This is a genomic window from uncultured Alteromonas sp. (assembly GCF_963976965.1).
Classification (GTDB): domain Bacteria; phylum Pseudomonadota; class Gammaproteobacteria; order Enterobacterales; family Alteromonadaceae; genus Alteromonas; species Alteromonas naphthalenivorans.
In genome coordinates this window covers 1-18,487 of sequence record NZ_CAXBMP010000036.1, presented here as the reverse complement: position 1 = coordinate 18,487, position 18,487 = coordinate 1, and the positions used below count along the sequence as shown (strand labels likewise).

Annotated in this window: 19 protein-coding genes; 17 read left to right on the top strand and 2 right to left on the bottom strand. The window is 43.8% G+C overall.

Going from position 1 to position 18,487, the window contains the following annotated elements; genetic code table 11:
* The first annotated feature begins 90 nt into the window (after positions 1–90).
* The 5 genes from AAC006_RS19045 to AAC006_RS19025 all read left to right on the top strand — a co-directional run bounded on the left by AAC006_RS19045 (position 91) and on the right by AAC006_RS19025 (position 6,187).
* Entirely contained in the window at positions 91–2,175 is a 2,085-nt protein-coding gene (locus AAC006_RS19045) for an EAL domain-containing protein (protein ID WP_126871865.1), read from the top strand.
* A gap of 300 nt (positions 2,176–2,475) precedes the next feature.
* Complete coding sequence (locus AAC006_RS19040; protein ID WP_232043546.1) at positions 2,476–2,757, top strand: EF-hand domain-containing protein; 282 nt, start codon at positions 2,476–2,478, stop codon at positions 2,755–2,757.
* 103 nt (positions 2,758–2,860) lie between these two features.
* Positions 2,861–4,258, top strand: a complete 1,398-nt coding sequence (locus AAC006_RS19035; protein ID WP_126871864.1) for a HAMP domain-containing sensor histidine kinase — start codon at positions 2,861–2,863, stop codon at positions 4,256–4,258.
* Between the two features lies 1 nt (position 4,259).
* Positions 4,260–4,844: a hypothetical protein gene (locus AAC006_RS19030; RefSeq protein WP_126871863.1), complete on the top strand. Its 585-nt coding sequence runs from the start codon at positions 4,260–4,262 to the stop codon at positions 4,842–4,844.
* Positions 4,845–4,846: 2 nt separating this feature from the next.
* Positions 4,847–6,187 (top strand): sigma 54-interacting transcriptional regulator, encoded by a 1,341-nt coding sequence (locus AAC006_RS19025; protein WP_057792972.1) that lies wholly within the window; start codon positions 4,847–4,849, stop codon positions 6,185–6,187.
* A 107-nt stretch (positions 6,188–6,294) separates the two neighbouring features.
* On the opposite strand, the gene AAC006_RS19020 is transcribed toward AAC006_RS19025, so the two are convergent.
* Both AAC006_RS19020 and AAC006_RS19015 read right to left on the bottom strand, forming a co-directional pair.
* The gene (locus tag AAC006_RS19020; RefSeq protein WP_126871862.1) at positions 6,295–6,753 is read right to left on the bottom strand and encodes a GAF domain-containing protein; all 459 of its coding nucleotides are present in this window, start codon (positions 6,751–6,753) and stop codon (positions 6,295–6,297) included.
* Between the two features lie 206 nt (positions 6,754–6,959).
* Positions 6,960–7,907 carry a DUF72 domain-containing protein gene (locus AAC006_RS19015; RefSeq protein WP_260563418.1) on the bottom strand — a complete coding sequence of 316 codons (948 nt, stop codon included), beginning with the start codon at positions 7,905–7,907 and terminating at the stop codon, positions 6,960–6,962.
* Positions 7,908–8,069: 162 nt separating this feature from the next.
* Between AAC006_RS19015 and aspS the strand changes: the two genes are divergently transcribed.
* The 12 genes from aspS (at position 8,070) to ybgF (ending at position 18,195) form a co-directional block, all read left to right on the top strand.
* The gene (gene aspS / locus AAC006_RS19010; protein WP_303459045.1) at positions 8,070–9,830 is read left to right on the top strand and encodes an aspartate--tRNA ligase; all 1,761 of its coding nucleotides are present in this window, start codon (positions 8,070–8,072) and stop codon (positions 9,828–9,830) included.
* A gap of 3 nt (positions 9,831–9,833) precedes the next feature.
* The gene (nudB, locus tag AAC006_RS19005; protein ID WP_339892275.1) at positions 9,834–10,274 is read left to right on the top strand and encodes a dihydroneopterin triphosphate diphosphatase; all 441 of its coding nucleotides are present in this window, start codon (positions 9,834–9,836) and stop codon (positions 10,272–10,274) included.
* Positions 10,274–10,792, top strand: coding sequence for a crossover junction endodeoxyribonuclease RuvC (gene ruvC / locus AAC006_RS19000; protein WP_013784876.1), 519 nt, complete (start codon positions 10,274–10,276; stop codon positions 10,790–10,792). The genes nudB and ruvC overlap by 1 nt, the downstream gene beginning before the upstream one ends.
* A 125-nt stretch (positions 10,793–10,917) precedes the next feature.
* Positions 10,918–11,538, top strand: a complete 621-nt coding sequence (gene ruvA / locus AAC006_RS18995) for a Holliday junction branch migration protein RuvA (RefSeq protein WP_339892273.1) — start codon at positions 10,918–10,920, stop codon at positions 11,536–11,538.
* 123 nt (positions 11,539–11,661) lie between these two features.
* Positions 11,662–12,666, top strand: coding sequence for a Holliday junction branch migration DNA helicase RuvB (ruvB, locus tag AAC006_RS18990; protein ID WP_339892271.1), 1,005 nt, complete (start codon positions 11,662–11,664; stop codon positions 12,664–12,666).
* A gap of 440 nt (positions 12,667–13,106) precedes the next feature.
* A complete protein-coding gene (ybgC, locus tag AAC006_RS18985; protein ID WP_339892269.1) occupies positions 13,107–13,505 on the top strand; it encodes a tol-pal system-associated acyl-CoA thioesterase in 399 nt (132 codons plus the stop codon).
* Positions 13,495–14,190: a protein TolQ gene (tolQ, locus tag AAC006_RS18980; RefSeq protein WP_339892267.1), complete on the top strand. Its 696-nt coding sequence runs from the start codon at positions 13,495–13,497 to the stop codon at positions 14,188–14,190. The genes ybgC and tolQ overlap by 11 nt, the downstream gene beginning before the upstream one ends.
* A 36-nt stretch (positions 14,191–14,226) precedes the next feature.
* Positions 14,227–14,652: a protein TolR gene (gene tolR, locus AAC006_RS18975; protein WP_339892265.1), complete on the top strand. Its 426-nt coding sequence runs from the start codon at positions 14,227–14,229 to the stop codon at positions 14,650–14,652.
* Positions 14,653–14,660: 8 nt separating this feature from the next.
* Positions 14,661–15,440: a cell envelope integrity protein TolA gene (gene tolA, locus AAC006_RS18970; RefSeq protein ID WP_339892263.1), complete on the top strand. Its 780-nt coding sequence runs from the start codon at positions 14,661–14,663 to the stop codon at positions 15,438–15,440.
* 40 nt (positions 15,441–15,480) lie between these two features.
* On the top strand, positions 15,481–16,800 hold the full coding sequence (tolB, locus tag AAC006_RS18965) for a Tol-Pal system beta propeller repeat protein TolB (protein ID WP_339892285.1): 1,320 nt from the start codon (positions 15,481–15,483) through the stop codon (positions 16,798–16,800).
* A 40-nt stretch (positions 16,801–16,840) separates the two neighbouring features.
* A complete protein-coding gene (gene pal, locus AAC006_RS18960) occupies positions 16,841–17,407 on the top strand; it encodes a peptidoglycan-associated lipoprotein Pal (RefSeq protein WP_339892262.1) in 567 nt (188 codons plus the stop codon).
* The gene (gene ybgF, locus AAC006_RS18955; RefSeq protein ID WP_339892260.1) at positions 17,407–18,195 is read left to right on the top strand and encodes a tol-pal system protein YbgF; all 789 of its coding nucleotides are present in this window, start codon (positions 17,407–17,409) and stop codon (positions 18,193–18,195) included. The genes pal and ybgF overlap by 1 nt, the downstream gene beginning before the upstream one ends.
* The last annotated feature ends 292 nt before the right edge of the window (positions 18,196–18,487 follow it).

The window sequence follows — 18,487 nt, the reverse complement described above, 5'->3', positions numbered from 1 at the left end:
TCATACACACTTGAGATTGTGATGACTACGTAAGATTTATTTGAAACATGATTGCAATCTATTACGCGGGTGGTGTTAGAGGAAGTGGGTGTGTTTAAGTCTATAAAAGCCCCAATTAGTATAGTCGTTACCTTGTCTATGTCTGTTATGGCTGCCGCGGTGTTGTGGTTTGCAGTATTAGAACATAAAGCGCTTTATCTCAAGTTGGCACATTCTCATACTGTTTCTCTTGCAAATGGTGTGGTGAAAAACGTAGCGCCAGCTATGTTATTAAATACACAAAAAGCCCCATCTATTTCGAATGTTTTGATCCTATTGAAGGAGCATGAACATGTTATTTCAGCAAGAATCTATGACAGTAACTTTACCCTTTTATTAGAAGAAGAAGGCCCATCTGCTGATAGGTTAAATGAGCCCTTTTTCAATACGCTCGACCCATTTGTTCTAAGCGAAGGCGTATCCTCGGAAAATGACGTTATTATAGCGCGAAGGGCTATAGGTTCTTCGCAAAAGCCAGACGGCTTCTTGATACTCTTCGTGGATGCTAAGGCACCTCTCACCGGTAGTGTTAAAAGTTTATTGCTGAATGTCGTTCCTCTTATCTTCGTGCTTTGGGTAATAAGCATTATTGGCACATTGTTTTTTATTAGTCGTGTATTTCGCCCTTTAAGTGAGTTGAGTTTTTTCACCAAACAAGTCACCGATACAAAGGATTATGCGTTACGGCAAAACCTTACTTCGAGAGATGAAATTGGGGAGTTAGGAGAAAACATCAACCTCCTGTTAGAAATGATAGAGGTTGAACTACTCATTAATCATGAACAAAATCAAACGTTGGTCGACCAACAGGAAACCATGATTCGCTTGGCGAACTATGACAGCCTGACCGGGTTACCTAATAGGCAATTTGTGCTTGATAATTTGCGTTTAGAGTTGGCTCGAGCTCGAAGAAATGATGATGATCTAGCGCTTCTGTTTTTCGATTTAGATGGGTTTAAAGGAATAAATGATTCACTCGGTCATGAGACCGGTGACCTAATATTGATAGAAGTGGCAGATAGGGTGAGCGCACTGTTGCGGGAAGGGGATTTAGTCGCCCGTTTAGGGGGAGATGAATTTTTAGTACTACCCGACAGGGAAACGCGAGATACCACTCTTGAAAATATGGCCATTCGATTAATTGATGCCTTTACCAGTCCTTTTGAATTACGAGGATTATCATTGTCTGTCGGCGTTAGTGTGGGCGTAGCGCGAGCCATAGACGCCGACTACGATTTAAGCGAATTAATGAGCAACGCAGACCTTGCCATGTACCGCTCTAAAGCTAAAGGGCGTGGCAGCTTTACCATATTTACACCTGATATGGTGGAATCACATAAGCGTAAATTCCATTTAGCTAATGCCATAGAGCAAGGGCTAAAGAATGATGAGTTTATGGTGTACTACCAAGTTAAAGTCGATCAAAAAGGGAAGGTTATCGGCTTAGAGGGGCTTCTTAGATGGCAACACCCCGAATATGGCTTGGTCAGCCCGAATGAATTTATACCCATCGCGGAACAAGGCGGCAAGATATCTGCCATTACGCGCTGGGTCATTGAAAAAGTCTGTATTGATCTGCCCAAATTAAGAGAATGGCTTCCCCATCGTTTTCGCGTGTCAGTGAATCTATCAGGGCACGATCTTCGTGATAGCAACCTGTTTGATAATATCTATGAGATTTTTACGCGCTACGATGTAAACCCTGAATATGTAGAATTCGAGGTAACCGAGTCTGCTTACTTAGAGAACTTTGCGTCTTCAAATAAATTCTTTAAGCGCATGAGCAACATGGGATGCGCCATTGCCCTTGACGACTTCGGTACGGGTTATTCTTCACTAAGTTATTTGACCCAAATAAGTATCGATACCCTAAAAATTGATAAGCAATTTGTACATGAGTTAGAAACATCAGACAGAAGCCGTTTGGTAACGGGCGCTATTATCGATTTGGCCAAACGTCTTTCACTGTCTGTATGTGCTGAAGGTATTGAGAATGAAACACAGTGGCATTATTTGATTGATCACGGTTGTGACTACATTCAAGGATTTATGTTTAGCAAACCTATTCCTATGGATGAGCTTGTTCAATCACCTAAACAATTTTACATCGGTAATACAGACAATAGTGAAGCCTAGGTAGGCATTCAATGCCAATGCATTTCTTTTTTTAAGGGAGTTAAATAGGCTATTCTAACAGGCTGTTTTTGCAACCTATTTGACGCTTTATTGGGTTGTTGGATACATTTACAGGAGTTTGTGTAACTGTGTCTGTTTCTAGATACATCGAACAGGAGACTAGTCAGTTTATTTTCTGTAAGTGTATGATATATAGTTTAATTGTATTTTTGGCTCAATTTTAGCTTATCTAATCAGAGTTAACAGCGTTATCGAAGTTAGTTTAAGGGAATTATAAACAAGCAGTAATGCGGAGGATTCATGATGAAACGACTAGAGAAGGTTTTTCTGATTTTAATGACTATCACGGCGATACAGACTATTTCGGTAGTTGAAGCGCATGCGTCACCTGCGAAAACGTTAATGCAGCAGCTAGATACTAATAAAGACGGTTTGATATCACTAAAAGAAGCGGTTCGTCACACCGAACTATTGCGTAATTTCGGGTTAATTGACGACAATGAAGATGGCAAATTAACCGAAGACGAATTAGCAAAAAGTAAACTGACACCGGGAAATGCAAAATCTGCCGTTAGTAAATAGCGGCAGTCAGCGAGCAAAATAAATAAAAGCCTAGCAGATGCGCCTGCCGGTACTTGTTTGAAGGAATACCACTCTGATTGAGAAATTTTCATTTGGTGAACGGCTGGTTCAGCTAGGCTCATTACGTCAACTAACGCTAGGTAGCTTCGTGCTGGCGTTAATTCCATTAATTGCGCTGTTGTGGCAAAGTCAAAGTGACTTAGCTAAAGTGGGGCAAATGACCACGCTGGAAACCCGGTATGTGGTTGATGTTGTGGGCGATATGCAGCGCCTGGATGGTGCTGTTGTTGATTTAGAGCGAAGTATTCGCCAATACGCCGTTATTCGCACCGAAAAAGTTGCCACCTTATCCGATAATGCACTCGATCAATTTGCCGTGGCTGCTGATAATCTTTGCCAAGCCTTATCTGTTCAGAGAACCTGCGAGAGGTTGTCAGAACAATTAGGCGACCTTTCTGATTACCGCATAATTGAAGATCAACTCCTACTTAATGCGTATCTAGCTAACGTCTCACGAAGTGTTTCACAACTTCGAGGCGACGTGGAACTTGCTATTTCCGAACGGGTCAAAGTGCAGCAAGATGACTTAAACGCGATGCAAGCAAAGCAGGCGTGGTCTACGGCGATGTTGGTAAGTGTTTCTTTGCTGCTTATCCTATTAGGAAGCCAACTGATTGTTAATCCAGTCAATAAACTAAAGCAAATAATACGCATAGTGGCTCATCAACAAGGTGATCTTCCCCCTTTGTCTCGCCAAGCTCCGCGAGAGTTAATAGATGTGGAGAAAGATCTGCATTGGCTGTACGATCGCCTTGGTCAATTGGAACATATACGCACAGCATTGTTGCGGCATGCTGCTCACGAGTTGAAAACACCGTTAGCCAGCATTAAAGAAGGATGTAGTTTATTATCGGAAAATGTTGTGGGCGATTTAAATGATCCTCAACGTGAAATATTGTCGCTTCTTAGCGCAAGTACGCAAAGATTGAACACACTAATCGAAAAATTACTCGATTATAATTTGTTATTACAGCAAGCTCAGCCCGACATTGTTAAAACTGATGCGAAGAAGTTGGTTGATGCATGTTTGGGTGATTACGCACTGGCGTTACAAGAACGTGAAGTGACGGTATCGGTAGAAAGCAGTCATATTTGGACTGACGAAGAGTTATTCCGACGAATACTCGACAATTTGGTGTCTAACGCAGTAGCTCATGGTGCTGTAGGGCGACCCATCAATGTACATATATATTTAGATAATAACTTTGCTATATTGGACGTTGCAAATCGGGGCAAGCGGATTGCCAAAGAGTCGGTTGCAACACTGTTTGAACCTTTCACCCGTGGCGCAGAGCCGAGAAATGACAACGTTATAGGCACAGGATTAGGTTTATCGATTGTTGCGGATTGTGCGCGACTGATGCATGGCGACGTGCAAGTTGTCGATGTTGATTATGCTGATGTGTGCTTTAGGGTGACGATTCCTCAACAGGAAAAATAAAATGAGAATAAGTTGTATGATACTGGCCCTGACGATGATGTCGGGTTGCAGTGTGTTGTCTAAGCAGCCAATCGAACAGAAAATTGAAGTTTCTCCACCCCAGATCGTTGAAGTGGCTGTAGATGACGATATTTGCCTGTTCACTTCAGAACCTGAAAATTTTGATTACAATTGCGACATGGCTTACTGGTTGGAAGTTTGGCTTGAAGCTGATGCTACGCCTTGGATTGAACGCAAAGCGCAATTGACAGCGCTTGGTCAATCGAAAAAAGACAAAATTCACGCTTACCTTTTATCCTTATCCAGCGATACCCCGTATCAAGACAGGCTACGAGCCCAACTTTCTATAGATGATTTAATGCCTGAATTTACCGACGCTGCCGCGTTGGTTATTGACGTTGTGGTAAGTAACCCAAACAAACAATTAATGGAACTTGAGTCTGCGTTGAGTGTATTAAGCAAAGAAAACACCCTTCGAGGTCAAGAATTACAAAAGCTGTATGCTGAGCTTAAAGCTCAGCAGAAAAAACTAGAAGAACTACTCCAAATTGAAGCAACACTTATGGATAAAAACAGGAACAACTAACAATGAATGAAAGTAGCAAGAACAAACCCCATTTATTGTTGGTTGATGATGATAAAAGTTTACTTCGCCTTTTAACCATTCGTTTAGAAGGTGAAGGTTATCAAGTTACTGCGGTTGAAGATGGTAATGCGGCGTTAAGAAAGCTTCAAAATGATGCTTTTGACGTGGTTCTCAGTGATTTGCGCATGCCTGGCCTTGACGGGTTAAGTTTATTTGAAGAAATCATGGGTATTCGAAAAGATATTCCCGTTATTTTAATGACCGCCCACGGTACTATTTCGGACGCGGTTGCGGCTACTCAGCGTGGCGTATTTGGTTTTCTTCCAAAGCCTGTTGATCATGATGAACTTCGTACCTTGTTACAAAAAGCATTAAGTCAGTCACAAGCGGCTCAGCCCGGTGAATGGGCGAAAAGTATTGTTACTCGCTCTCAAGATATGCTTAATGTACTTGATCAAGCGTACCGGATTGCACAACGAGAAGTCAGTGTACTCATTAGCGGAGCAAGTGGTACAGGTAAAGAATTACTTGCCAATGCCATGCATCAGGCAAGCGACCGACGTGACAAGCCGTTTGTTGCCATTAACTGTGGCGCACTGCCAGAAAACTTACTTGAATCAGAGTTATTCGGACACGCTAAAGGTGCTTTTACTGGTGCGGTAGCTGCTCACCCAGGTTTATTTCGAGAAGCCGATGGCGGTACTTTATTTTTAGATGAAATTGGTGATATGCCAATGACACTACAAGTAAAACTATTACGTGCATTACAAGAGCGTCAAATTAGGCCTGTAGGCAGCAGTAAGCATGTAGATATCGATGTTCGTATTATCTCGGCAACGCATAAAGATTTGCTCAAAGAAATGGAAGAGGGCACTTTCAGGGAAGACTTATATTACCGTTTAAATGTGGTGAACTTAAAGCTTCCATCGTTGAAAGCGCGTAGCGAAGATATTCCATTACTCGCTCGTTCATTGTTACAGCAAAGTGCTCAGCGTCATGGTGTGAACGTGAGCCAGTTTTCAGACGATGCAATGCAGTTGTTAGTGAAATCATCTTGGCCAGGAAACGTGCGTCAATTGGTGAACGTGGTAGAGCAATGTGTTGCGTTAACACAAACTCCAGTAGTGCCTCTGCATCTTGTAGAGCAAGCACTATCAGCCACTAAGCAAAGTTGGCCAACGCTGACCGAAGCCCGCGATGCCTTCGAACAACAGTACTTGAACAAGCTTTTGAAAATGACGGATGGAAACGTGACCCGTGCAGCTGAGCTAGCCGGTCGTAACCGAACCGATATGCATAAGTTAATGAAGAAGCATGACTTAGATGCAGGAGACTTTCGCTAGTACGATCTGCACTGGAAGTATCTTTGAAGCGTAAAAGCTGCCACCCAATGTGGCAGCTTTTTCATTTAGATTAGTGGGCTTTTATAGCCTTGTCAGCGATTGTTAATCTACCATTGATTCTCATTAATGATGGTTTCCGCTTTCTTGGCCATCTCTTTTAACATAAGAATTTCTTCAGCAGAAAACTCTCTCGGTTCATCATGAATAACACATAAGGTGCCAAGCTCGTACCCATCGGTTGAACGAAGAATAGCGCCTGCATAAGAGCGAATGTAAGGCTCACCTTTAACCAAGGGGCCGCCTGCAAAACGGCTGTCTTTTGTTGCGTCGGTCACAATCAAATATTCTTCTTCCGCTATCGCGTAAGTGCAAAATGAAATATTGCGCGGTGTTTCTGACACATCTAAACACTGGCGAGACTTAAACCATTGTCTGTCTTCGGCAATTAAGCTCACCAAACAAATTTTGCATTTAAAATATTCTTGGGTTGCTTTGGTAACGGCATCTAGCTGTGCGTCGGGTTTGGTGTCTAGAATATTTAAATTTTCTAGGGCTTTTAATCGCAAGGTTTCGCGATCAAGCGTTGATTATTCCATTAATTATTTCACTTAAATAAAAAGTTACTATTGAGACTGTCTCAATAACTTTCATCTTATAGTAAGGTAAGAATAAGCACTAGTTAATATTCTTAATTTATAGTGCACGGCTTTGCTATTTTAAAGAGGTAAAACAGCAGCATTTTTAAAGAAATTTATGTGCATCAGAATGCATGCTAAAACAAGGCGTTTTGGCTCGGCTGTTGTTTAATGGCAAGGTTAGGAATTGCCGTATCACCATGCTTTTGGTTGTACAAATCAATAAACTGCTGCGCCAACCACGGGGCATCTTTGTTATCGGGTCGATGACAAAAGAAATACGGGCTTTTTCCTTCTAGCCGCCATTGATGAATTTTATTTACCCAAGGCGTTAAGCACGCAATATTATCTTCGTCTGTATCATTTCCTACAAAACGAACGACGGGGTTATTCGCGGTGGCAATCACATTCACCGGCACTCTAGGTTTTTTATGTCGTACCTCACTTAATAGCGCACTGTTGCTCGCCCTTGTATTAGCCCCTGTATCTAGCCTTGAAACAGGGCCGGTAAACAAGGCGCGAGTATCCATAATAATACGGTTAGCGTTGTGCTCAATTAACAGTTGATTCAATTTCTTTTCTTCATCGCCCTTACCAAAAAAAGCCAAATGCCTGACTTCAACCGCAACGGTAATGTGGCGTGGTAAATGGTGTAAAAACGCAGCCAGCCTTTCTAGTTTTTCAGGGCCAAAGCTTGCAGGAAGTTGCAGCAGCATCACACCGAGTTTGTGCTTGAGTGGCGCAAGAATTTGTAATTGCTCATTTACTTCATCTTCACAGTGCAATAATTGATGAACGTGGGTAATTTGTTGGTTAAATTTGAAGGTAAACGAAAAATCGCTTCCTACTGATTGCTCCCAGCGTGCTACCGCATCAGAATGGGGGAGAGAATAAAAGGTCGTATTTCCCTCAACCGTATTACACTCATTAGCGTAATGAACCAGTTGATTGTCACTTTTCGGGTAATTAGCAAACCAAGTTTTAGGCCAATGACTATGCTGCCACTGCGGCAAGCCAATAAATACCTTGGGTAGCGCCGAAGAAGTTGATAATTTAGTTACTGCAGGATTGTTTGTATTTGTCATTGGGCTTTACTGCGCATTTGTTTATACTATGCGACCTTAATTTAACACATAGTGCATGATGGCAAGGGGCGCGATCGCCTCATTGTAGAGTAATGGCAAGCAGGTTCAAGGGTTTGCCTTCCATCGTGTAACGCAAGATAAGAATATCAGGGGTCAACGACCATGCGCACAGATTACTGTGGGAACATCGATTCATCATACATTGGGCAAGAAATCACCCTATGTGGTTGGGTAAACAAACGCCGTGATTTAGGTGGCGTTATCTTCATCGACTTACGAGACCGCGAAGGTATCGTTCAAGTGGTATTCGACCCTGATTTACCAGAGGTATTAAGCGTAGCGAATAAACTTCGCGGTGAATTCTGCGTGAAGCTTACCGGTAAAGTACGTGCTCGCCCTGAAGGCCAAATTAATAAAGACATGCGTACCGGCGAAATTGAGATTTTGGGCACAGGCCTAGAAATCATCAATCGCTCTGATGCGCTGCCACTTGATTGGAATCAAGAGAACTCTGAAGAGCAGCGTTTACGCTACCGGTACCTTGATTTGCGTCGCCCTGTTATGAGCCAACGCTTACAGTTTCGCGCGAAAGTAACCGGTGCAGTACGTCGTTTCTTAGAAGGCGAAGGCTTTTTAGATATTGAAACCCCTATTTTGACCAAAGCGACACCTGAAGGTGCTCGCGATTACTTGGTGCCTAGCCGTACCCATAAAGGCGAGTTCTTTGCATTACCGCAATCGCCACAGTTGTTTAAGCAATTGCTGATGATGTCTGGCATGGACAGATACTATCAAATCGTAAAATGCTTCCGTGATGAAGATTTACGTGCCGATCGCCAACCTGAATTTACCCAAATCGATATCGAAACCACGTTTTTAGATGCCGATGGCGTAATGGCTATTACTGAAAGCATGATCCGCGACTTATTCAACACCATGTTGAACGTAGATTTAGGCGATTTCCCACGCATGACTTACGCAGAAGCAATGAAGCGTTTTGGTAGCGATAAGCCAGATTTACGTAACCCGCTAGAGCTTACCGATATTGCTGACTTACTTGAAACTGTTGAATTTAAAGTATTCAGTGGCCCTGCTAACGATCCTAAAGGTCGTGTTGCGGCTATTCGTGTACCAGGCGGTGCCAGCATGTCTCGTAAGCAAATTGACGAGTACACCAAGTTCGTAGGCATTTACGGCGCGAAAGGCTTAGCGTGGATGAAAGTAAACGAAATGGCACCAGGCCAAGAAGGTTTACAATCACCTATCCTTAAATTCTTAAGTGAAGATATTACCGACGGTATTTTGCAGCGCACTGGTGCTCAAGCTGGCGACATCTTGTTATTTGGTGCTGACACTAACACGGTTGTTACCGAAGCCATGGGCGCACTTCGCCTTAAACTAGGTGAAGACTTTGAACTATTAGAAGGTGAGTGGAAGCCGTTGTGGGTTGTCGATTTCCCTATGTTCGAAGAGTTCGATGGACAGCTTCATGCTATACACCATCCGTTTACCGCACCTCGCGGCTTAACCGCAGAAGAACTTAAAGCCAACCCTGTTGGCGCATTGTCTGATGCCTACGACATGGTATTAAACGGTTGCGAGCTTGGTGGTGGTTCAGTACGTATTCACAACGAAGAAATGCAATCTGCCGTATTTGGCATATTGGGTATTGATGAAGAAGAAGCGAAGAACAAGTTCGGCTTCTTACTTGAAGCCTTACGCTTTGGTGCACCGCCTCACGCAGGTTTAGCGTTTGGACTAGATCGCTTAGTGATGCTAATGACGGGCGCGACGTCAATTCGTGATGTCATGGCATTCCCTAAAACCACGACAGCGGCATGCCCATTAACATCTGCGCCAAGCCCTGCGAATCCAAAGCAGTTGGAAGAGTTGGCGATTGCAACGGTAAAAAAGCCGTCGTAAACGATGGCTTATAAAAAGCCCGAGTCAGTCCTTGTGGTGCTGTACGATCAGCACCACAAGGTACTTTTGCTGCAACGCAATGACGACCCTGAATTTTGGCAGTCAGTTACCGGCGCGATGGAAGATGGTGAGTTACCTATTGAAACCGCGTACCGAGAAGTGGCGGAAGAAACAGGAATTGATGCTAAACAGCTTTCTATTGAAATGTTTAATCACAATAGACAAAACCAATACGAAATACGCAATCGCTGGTTGCATCGATATCCCCCCGGAACACGGTTTAACACCGAACACGTTTTTTCTCTTCAAGTAGACAGTACCTTACCGTTGGTGCTTACTGAACATTTGCAGTATGAGTGGGTAGATAAAGCACAAGCATTAGCGCGACTTTGGTCGCCTTCAAACAAAGAGGCGGTATCAATGTTTGTACCAAACGTACCTTAATGGTTATACTGGGTATAGATCCAGGTTCTAGGGTTACAGGCTACGGCGTTATTGAGCGTAAGCAGGGTAAACTTGTGTATGTGGCGAGCGGTTGTATTCGCGTAGGAACGGCTGATTTGCCGTCTAGACTAGCCAATATCTATACCGGTATTAGCGATATTATTCGTCAGTACAACCCTGCGCAGTTTGCTATTGAGCAAGTGTTTATGGCAAAAAATCCCGACTCTGCATTAAAGTTGGGGCAAGCCCGCGGCGCCGCTATTGTGGCAGCCACTCAAGGTGAATTGCCAGTAGCAGAATACTCTGCTAGGCAAATTAAACAGGCAGTAGTAGGCAAGGGGAGTGCAGATAAAACGCAAGTGCAGCACATGGTGAAACACTTGTTGAGTTTAAGTGGCACACCCCAAGCTGATGCTGCCGATGCCCTTGCTGTGGCGCTATGTCATGCCCATACCGAGCAAAGCCTAATAAATATGGCGGGGCAAGCACGTAAAACCGTGCGAGGCCGTTTACGTTAATTGCTTTGCACGCGACAAGTGCTGTTAAAAACACGTATTGCGGTAACCACTTTTTTGTAACTAATAGAACCTTCCTATTCGCTTTATTCCCCTAAAGTGGGAAAATACCCTGTAAGAGAGCAGTCATGATTGGACGTATTCGCGGTACATTGGCCGAAAAACAGCCCCCGGAAATTTTAGTAGATGCAAACGGGGTAGGCTATGAGATTCATATGCCAATGACCAGCTTTTATCAATTGCCGGCCGTGGGTGAAGAAGTCGTTGTGTATACCCATTTTGTAGTACGAGAAGACGCGCAGTTACTGTTCGGTTTTGCTGATAAAATGGAACGAGGCTTGTTCCGTGAACTCATAAAAGCCAATGGGGTTGGTCCTAAACTAGGGCTAACTATATTATCGGGCATGTCTGCAGGTCAGTTTTTGTCTGCGGTTCAAAACGCAGACGTTTCTGCACTAGTGAGCTTACCGGGCATTGGTAAGAAAACAGCTGAAAGGTTAGTGGTTGAATTAAAAGACAGATTGGCGAAGTTTGGCAAAGTACAAAGTATTACTATTCCGCCACCAAGCTCAGACCTACTTAACACCAATACCCTAGTAGAAGTAAACGACACGAGAGAAGATGCACAAAGTGCGCTGGTGGCATTAGGTTATAAACCTGCGCAGGCCAGCAAATTAATAGACAGTGTGTATAAAGAAGGCATGGAAAGCGAGTCGCTTATTCGAGAAGCCTTAAAAGCTGCTATTTGAACCTTATTTATTCAAGGTTAAAATAATCCTAAGCTAGAATGTGCCAAGGCTAAAATGACAAAAGCGCAAGTAGGCCAAGAGCGATACACATATGTTGCCGATTTTAATTAAAGCAGAGCCCTAATGATAGAAGCTGACAGACTGATAACGCCCGATGCGAGTACCGAAGATGAAGTTATCGATCGTGCTATTCGCCCTAAAATGCTTGATGATTATACTGGTCAGCCCCATGTGTGCGAGCAAATGGAAATTTTTATTCAGGCGGCCAGAAAGCGTGACGATGCCCTTGACCATCTATTAATATTTGGCCCTCCAGGGTTAGGTAAAACCACCTTGGCGAATATCGTTGCCAATGAAATGGATGTGAGTATTAAAACCACATCAGGCCCGGTACTTGAAAAAGCGGGCGATTTAGCCGCACTACTGACTAACCTTGAACGTAATGATGTACTGTTCATTGATGAAATCCATCGCCTAAGCCCTGTTGTGGAAGAAATTCTGTATCCTGCCATGGAAGACTATCAATTAGATATCATGATAGGTGAGGGGCCAGCCGCGCGTTCTATTAAGTTAGATTTGCCACCTTTCACGTTAGTGGGAGCAACAACCCGTGCAGGTTCGCTTACTTCGCCCCTGCGAGACCGTTTTGGTATAGTGCAGCGGTTAGAGTTTTATTCGGTTAAAGATCTCACCACCATTGTTGCACGCAGTGCCAGTTACTTAAATTTAGATATGAGCGCAGAAGGCGCACAAGAAATTGCCCGTCGCTCTAGAGGTACACCGCGTATTGCCAACAGGCTATTGCGCCGAGTTCGAGATTACGCAGAAATTAAATCTGATGGTACGGTAGGCATTGAAACCGCTGCAAAGGCGCTGGATATGCTGGACGTAGACAAAGAAGGTTTCGATTACATGGATCGGAAATTGCTTTGTGCCATTATAGAGAAATTTGATGGCGGTCCAGTAGGGTTAGACAATTTAGCCGCAGCCATTGGCGAAGAAAAAGAGACGATTGAAGATGTTATTGAACCCTTTCTTATTCAGCAAGGCTTCCTACAACGTACTCCTCGTGGACGCATAGTGTCACAACGGGCCTACTTGCACTTTGGTTTCACGCCAACCGCATAAGCGACCTCACAGAGACAGCAACAAGCACTAGCGCTTAGGTGCTAGTACTGTTTCTCATCTTTTTTCTCTATGCACTTTTATTTAGACAAAAAAAAGCCCGCTCAATGAGCGGGCTAAAACAACAAGTGTTAAAGGAAATAAATCCAGGGAACTCATGTCTTACAGGAAAAACGTTAACATAACCGTGTTAAACACCATTACGTTCTGTACGACCGATGTGATGCATTATAGGTTTTGTTGGGCATTAAGCAATTGAGTAAAATTGTTGTTTTGGATTAGATTAACTAATGTGTTTATAGCCTGTTAATATTAGGTCATGAAAGTATTAAAGTGTTAGTCTGGCTTTGGTGTGTAGAGCATGTTTTATGCGTTTAATGTTCGTGTTATATTGCTGAAAGTTATCATTATTGATTATTTTTATTGAAGGTGAAGGAATAGTTATGCATCGTCATCAAGTGCGGGTGTATTACGAAGATACTGATGCTGGTGGTATTGTGTATTACGCAAACTATCTAAAGTTTATGGAAAGGGCACGTACCGAGTGGCTTAGAGCCCTAGGATTCGAACAAGACATATTAATGGAACAATCTATCGCATTTGTCGTCAAACGCGTTGAAATGCATAACTATGCGCCTGCTAGGTTTAATGACCTGTTGAGTATTGAATCTCAGGTTGTAGAATTGAAGGGCGCTAGCATGACGTTTCAACAACGCATTAAAAATAAACAAGATGTGACCTTGGTATCTGCGGATATTCAGGTTGCATGTGTCAGTCTGGATACTATGAAACCCAGACGGCTACCACGAACTTTGTTAGGGGAAATTTCTCGTGTCATCTGATCTTACTTTTATCGGACTATTTTTACAGGCCAGTTTCATTGTGCAGCTGGTGATGTTGCTGTTACTTGGCGTTTCGGTTGCCTCATGGACTTTTATATTTCAGCGTAGTAGAGCGCTGTCAGGTGCGCGAGAAGAAATGCGTCAATTTGAAGATAAATTTTGGTCTGGTGCGGATCTAAATCGCCTTTATCAAGAACTGTCTGCGCGTACCAACTTAACGGGCATGGGCAGTATATTTTGTTCAGGTTTTAAGGAATTCGTTCGCCTGCGTAAATCAAATACGGGCACCAACGCCATAGTCGACGGTACTTACCGCGCCATGCGAGTGACTATGTCTCGGCAAGTAGAAGAGCTTGAAAGTCGTTTACCTTTTTTAGCGACAGCGGGTTCTATTAGCCCTTACATTGGTTTGTTTGGCACCGTATGGGGCATTATGAATGCGTTTATTGCCTTAGGCGAAGTACAACAAGCTACCCTTGCCATGGTGGCGCCAGGTATAGCGGAAGCCCTTATTGCCACTGCAATTGGTTTATTTGCCGCTATCCCCGCTGTAATTGCCTATAACCGTTTTAGTCATCAAGTTGAAAAGCTGGAAAATAATTACGGTAATTTTATGGAAGAGTTTTCGGCCATATTGCATCGTCAAGCCGTATCTGCACAAGCGCAACAGCCACAAGCTCAATAGGGTTAGTGGTTACTCATTGATGAAAGAGGACGTGTTATGTATGTGAGAAAGCGCCGTAGGCCGGTTTCTGAAATTAACGTAGTACCCTACATCGACGTGATGTTGGTGTTACTTATTATTTTTATGGTGACGGCTCCCCTAATTTCCCAGGGCGTAAAAGTAGACTTACCGAAAGCCAGTGCGAACCCAATTGAACAAGAGGACAATCCTCCGATTATTGCGTCGGTAGATGTGAAAGGTCGGTATTTTCTAAATGTAGGCGATAACCAAGAAAGCCCATTAGAAAAAGACGAGTTGGCCGCTTTAGTTCAGGCACAAATACAAAAAGAACCGAATACGCCTGTAGTCGTAAAAGGTGATGGGCAAGTGGCTTACAATGAGGTAATTCAATTAATGGTATTGCTTCAAGGTGCTGGCGTGCCCTCGGTAGGGTTAATGACTGACCCTGTAGAACCCGAGTAGATGCCGCTATGACAGCTTCATCTGTTGCCATTTATAAATCCATTGGCTTACATGCTATTGTTGCTGCGGTGTTGCTAATCAGCGTCAGTTTCTCGCCAACGCCGTCGCTTCATTTAGCGGCGAACGCACCGGTTATCGAAGCCACCTTCATAGATGCGCAAGCGATAGCGGATACTAAGCGAGAACAAGCGCAGGCTGAAGCGCAAGCGAAAGCCAATGAAGATGCACGCAAGCGGGAGCAACAACAAGCTGCTGAAAAGAAACGTCAGCAAGCGGCGGCCGCCAAGCGCGCTAAGGAAAAGCGCCAAGCACAAGAAGCCGAAGTAAAGCGGCAAAAAGAATTGGAACGACTTGCCGCTCAAAAAGCGCAAGAACGCAAAGAACGAGAGCGTAAAGCGAAAGCTGAGGCCGAACAAAAGCGTAAAGATGCCGCCGAAAAAGCGGAAATGGAAAGAATTATGCAAGAGCAGTTAGCACAGGAACAAGCGGCCCAGCAACAGCGGCGTCGCGCTCAGGTGTTAACGGAAGTCGAGCGATATACCGCGCTTATTCAACAAACCATTAAGCGGAATTTGTATTATGACGACAGTTTTAAAGGCAAAGTATGTCGCCTAAACATAAAGCTAGCTACCACAGGCTTTGTCACCAGTATTCGTATACTCGGTGGACATGATGCGCTGTGTCGTGCAGCGGAGAGTGCGGTAAGACGAGCCGAAGAGCTTCCTGTGTCTGATGCCGCCGATGTTTATGAGCAGCTCAAAGATATCAACTTAAAAGTGGAACTGTAGTGTAATGAAAAGAACAGGTTTATGGGTAGCCGCCATCGTAATGGTGTTTAGTGCCAAGGTGTTTGCTACTTTGGAGATAGTGATAACGGAAGGCATGGACAGCGCTAGACCAATTGGGGTGGTGCCGTTTAAATGGAAAGGCGAAGGCGTCTTACCCGGCGAAATATCGGAAGTGGTAATGGCAGACTTAATGCGCAGCGGTAAATTTAGCCCTGTGCAACCGAGTAAGATGCCACAGTTTCCAGAAACCGCCGACGACGTAGATTATTCAGCATGGGCAAATTTAGGCGTAGATACTGTGCTAGTGGGCAGTATTGAAGCCCAAGGTCCTAGTAAATATGTGGTGAATTATCAGTTGATTGATGTGTTAAAAGGGCAGTTAGATGGTGGTCAATCCCAAGTCCTGCAAAACGGTGAACTTAAAACCAGCAATGATCATGTTATCGCAGCGCGTAAAGCGATTATCAACAGTAATGACTTTCGCCAGTATGCTCACAGGATAAGCGACGTAGTCTACGAAAAATTAACCGGTGTGCGTGGTGCCTTTTTAACCCGCATTGCCTATGTAATTGTTCGGGACCGGGATACATTTGAAAAGCCCTATCAGTTGGTTATAGCCGATTATGATGGTGAAAACGAGACCCGTTTGTTATCGTCACCGGAGCCGCTGATGTCACCAGTGTGGTCGCCAGATGGTGAAAAGTTAGCCTATGTCAGTTTCGAGAATCGTCGACCTCAAATATTTATTCAGGATATCTACACGAGTTCACGGACCAAAGTAACGGATTTTCGCGGGATAAATGGAAGCCCAGCGTTTTCGCCAGATGGAAAGCAACTTGCTATGGTGTTATCCAAAGATGGTAATCCAGAGATCTATGTTATGGATCTTTCAACAAAAAATTTACGCAGAGTAACCAGAAATAGGGCAATTGATACAGAGCCTTCATGGTTACCAGACGGTAGCGGATTAATTTTTAGCTCTGAACGGGGTGGTAAACCTCAGATATATAGCGTAAATTTAAATTCGAACAAGGTGCGACGTGTGACTTTTGTAGGTGAACAGAACCTTGGCGCAACATTAACGCCTGATGGCGAGCAAATGGTAGTAGTGAACCAAACAAACGGTAATTACCATATTGCGAAACAAGCGCTAGACGGTGGTTCCCCTCAAGTACTTACACGCACGTACCTTGATGAGTCACCGAGTGTGGCACCAAATGGAAGTATGATTATTTACAGCACCCTACATGAGGGCACGCAAGTATTGTCACTTGTCTCTCTTGATGGGCGTTTTAAAGCTAGGTTGCCAGCAGCCAATGGACAAGTTAAATCGCCAAGTTGGTCACCATTTTTGTTCTAACAATTGATACAGTAAACAATAACATTTAAGGATTAGTAGGATGCAAATGAATAAAGTAATGAAAAGCTTCATTATCGCTTTGCCAGTGGTGACCATGATGGCTTGTTCGTCGGGTCCTAGTGAAGAAGAATTGGCGGCAGAACGCAATCGTCTTGCACAAGAACAAGCCCAAGCTGAAGAACAAGCCCGTGAAGTAGAAGCTAGCCGTGTGCAAGCAGAAGCTGCACAACGCATGAAGCGTGCTGAAGAAATGGTTCAGCAAGAGATGGAAGCGCTTAAAAACGAACAAACCGTTTATTTCGATTTTGATCGCGCAAGCATTAAGCCTGAGTTCCAACGTTTACTTGATAAACACGCAGCGTTCCTAGTAAAGAATGCCGATGTTAAAGTAACCATTGAAGGCCATACCGATAGCCGTGGTACGCCAGAATATAACATTGCGCTAGGTGAGCGACGTGCACAGTCTGTGGAAACCTACTTAATGAACGCTGGCGTTAGCAGCAGTCAAATTATGGTAGTTTCTTACGGTGAAGAGAAGCCTGCGGTAATGGGGTCAACTGAATATGCATTCGCGCAAAATCGTCGCGGAGTGGTTGTTTACCGCTAATGACTACGACCATAATTCAATCGGTTAAACGGGGTGTCATGGTCAGTGTCACCCTTGCTGTTTCGAGCAACGTGTTTGCGCAAGCACCTGTTGTTAACGCGACTGATGCAACAAGTCTCGAGCAGAGAATTGTGGTATTAGAACGTATTGTTAAAAGCCGTACTGAAATGCAACATCGTTTGCAGTCGCAATTAGACAATATGCAAAGTGAAGTCGATCAGTTACGAGGCTCAGTAGAGCTAAATACCAATGAGCTTGAAAAAGTACTTGAGCGTCAGCGCGAACTATACCTAGAGATAGACAAGCGTGTAGAGGCGCTTAAGCAAGGTGGTGTTGCCGATGCAGGGGCAGCAGCCTCATCATCAACGTCGACGTTGAGCCAACCTACTAGCGGTGTTTCTCAAGCCCCTCAAGAAGGGGAAGAAGACGCCTACAATAGTGCGGTTAACCTTATTCTTAAGTCTCGTGAATACGACAAAGCAATACCTGCATTTCAGTCGTTTATTGATAGATTTCCTAACAGTGAATATGCGCCTAATTCACATTACTGGCTTGGACAATTATTATTTAATAAACAAATGTGGGATGAAGCTACGGAGCAATTTAACATAGTGTCTACCCGTTTTACCGATTCAGGTAAACGGCCCGATGCATTGTTAAAACTCGGTGTTATTGCCGAACGAAGAGGGGATGTTGCTACGGCAAAAAAACTGTTTGAACAGGTAATAAATGAATATCCGTCTTCGTCAGCAAAACGCTTGGCCGAGTCTAGATTAAATAGTCTGTAATAAAAAACCTCTCTTTGAGAGGTTTTTTTTCATCTTTTTATGCACGTACATTGTTTATATAATCACCACTGCACACAAACTTCTCATCCTAAAATGGAAGGAATAATGCACGATTTGTGTTGATTTTGAGCGCTTGATAGCTTTTTGACACAAAAATCAAAATAAAAACGGGTTTTGGGTTGCGTCGAATTAAAATCTGAGTATTATATGCCGCCGTTGCCAAGACATAGGCAACAACAGGAAAGATTGGGTCGTTAGCTCAGCTGGTAGAGCAGTTGACTTTTAATCAATT

Bases quoted from the DNA above. Each gene is read 5' to 3' on its own strand.
- AAC006_RS19040 (WP_232043546.1), top strand. From the start codon at position 2,476: ATGATGAAACGACTAGAGAAGGTTTTTCTGATTTTAATGACTATCACG.
- AAC006_RS19030 (WP_126871863.1), top strand. From the start codon at position 4,260: ATGAGAATAAGTTGTATGATACTGGCCCTGACGATGATGTCGGGTTGC.
- AAC006_RS19025 (WP_057792972.1), top strand. From the start codon at position 4,847: ATGAATGAAAGTAGCAAGAACAAACCCCATTTATTGTTGGTTGATGAT.
- AAC006_RS19015 (WP_260563418.1), bottom strand. From the start codon at position 7,907: ATGACAAATACAAACAATCCTGCAGTAACTAAATTATCAACTTCTTCG.
- aspS (WP_303459045.1), top strand. From the start codon at position 8,070: ATGCGCACAGATTACTGTGGGAACATCGATTCATCATACATTGGGCAA.
- nudB (WP_339892275.1), top strand. From the start codon at position 9,834: ATGGCTTATAAAAAGCCCGAGTCAGTCCTTGTGGTGCTGTACGATCAG.
- ruvC (WP_013784876.1), top strand. From the start codon at position 10,274: ATGGTTATACTGGGTATAGATCCAGGTTCTAGGGTTACAGGCTACGGC.
- ruvA (WP_339892273.1), top strand. From the start codon at position 10,918: ATGATTGGACGTATTCGCGGTACATTGGCCGAAAAACAGCCCCCGGAA.
- ruvB (WP_339892271.1), top strand. From the start codon at position 11,662: ATGATAGAAGCTGACAGACTGATAACGCCCGATGCGAGTACCGAAGAT.
- ybgC (WP_339892269.1), top strand. From the start codon at position 13,107: ATGCATCGTCATCAAGTGCGGGTGTATTACGAAGATACTGATGCTGGT.
- tolR (WP_339892265.1), top strand. From the start codon at position 14,227: ATGTATGTGAGAAAGCGCCGTAGGCCGGTTTCTGAAATTAACGTAGTA.
- tolA (WP_339892263.1), top strand. From the start codon at position 14,661: ATGACAGCTTCATCTGTTGCCATTTATAAATCCATTGGCTTACATGCT.
- tolB (WP_339892285.1), top strand. From the start codon at position 15,481: ATGGTGTTTAGTGCCAAGGTGTTTGCTACTTTGGAGATAGTGATAACG.
- pal (WP_339892262.1), top strand. From the start codon at position 16,841: ATGCAAATGAATAAAGTAATGAAAAGCTTCATTATCGCTTTGCCAGTG.
- ybgF (WP_339892260.1), top strand. From the start codon at position 17,407: ATGACTACGACCATAATTCAATCGGTTAAACGGGGTGTCATGGTCAGT.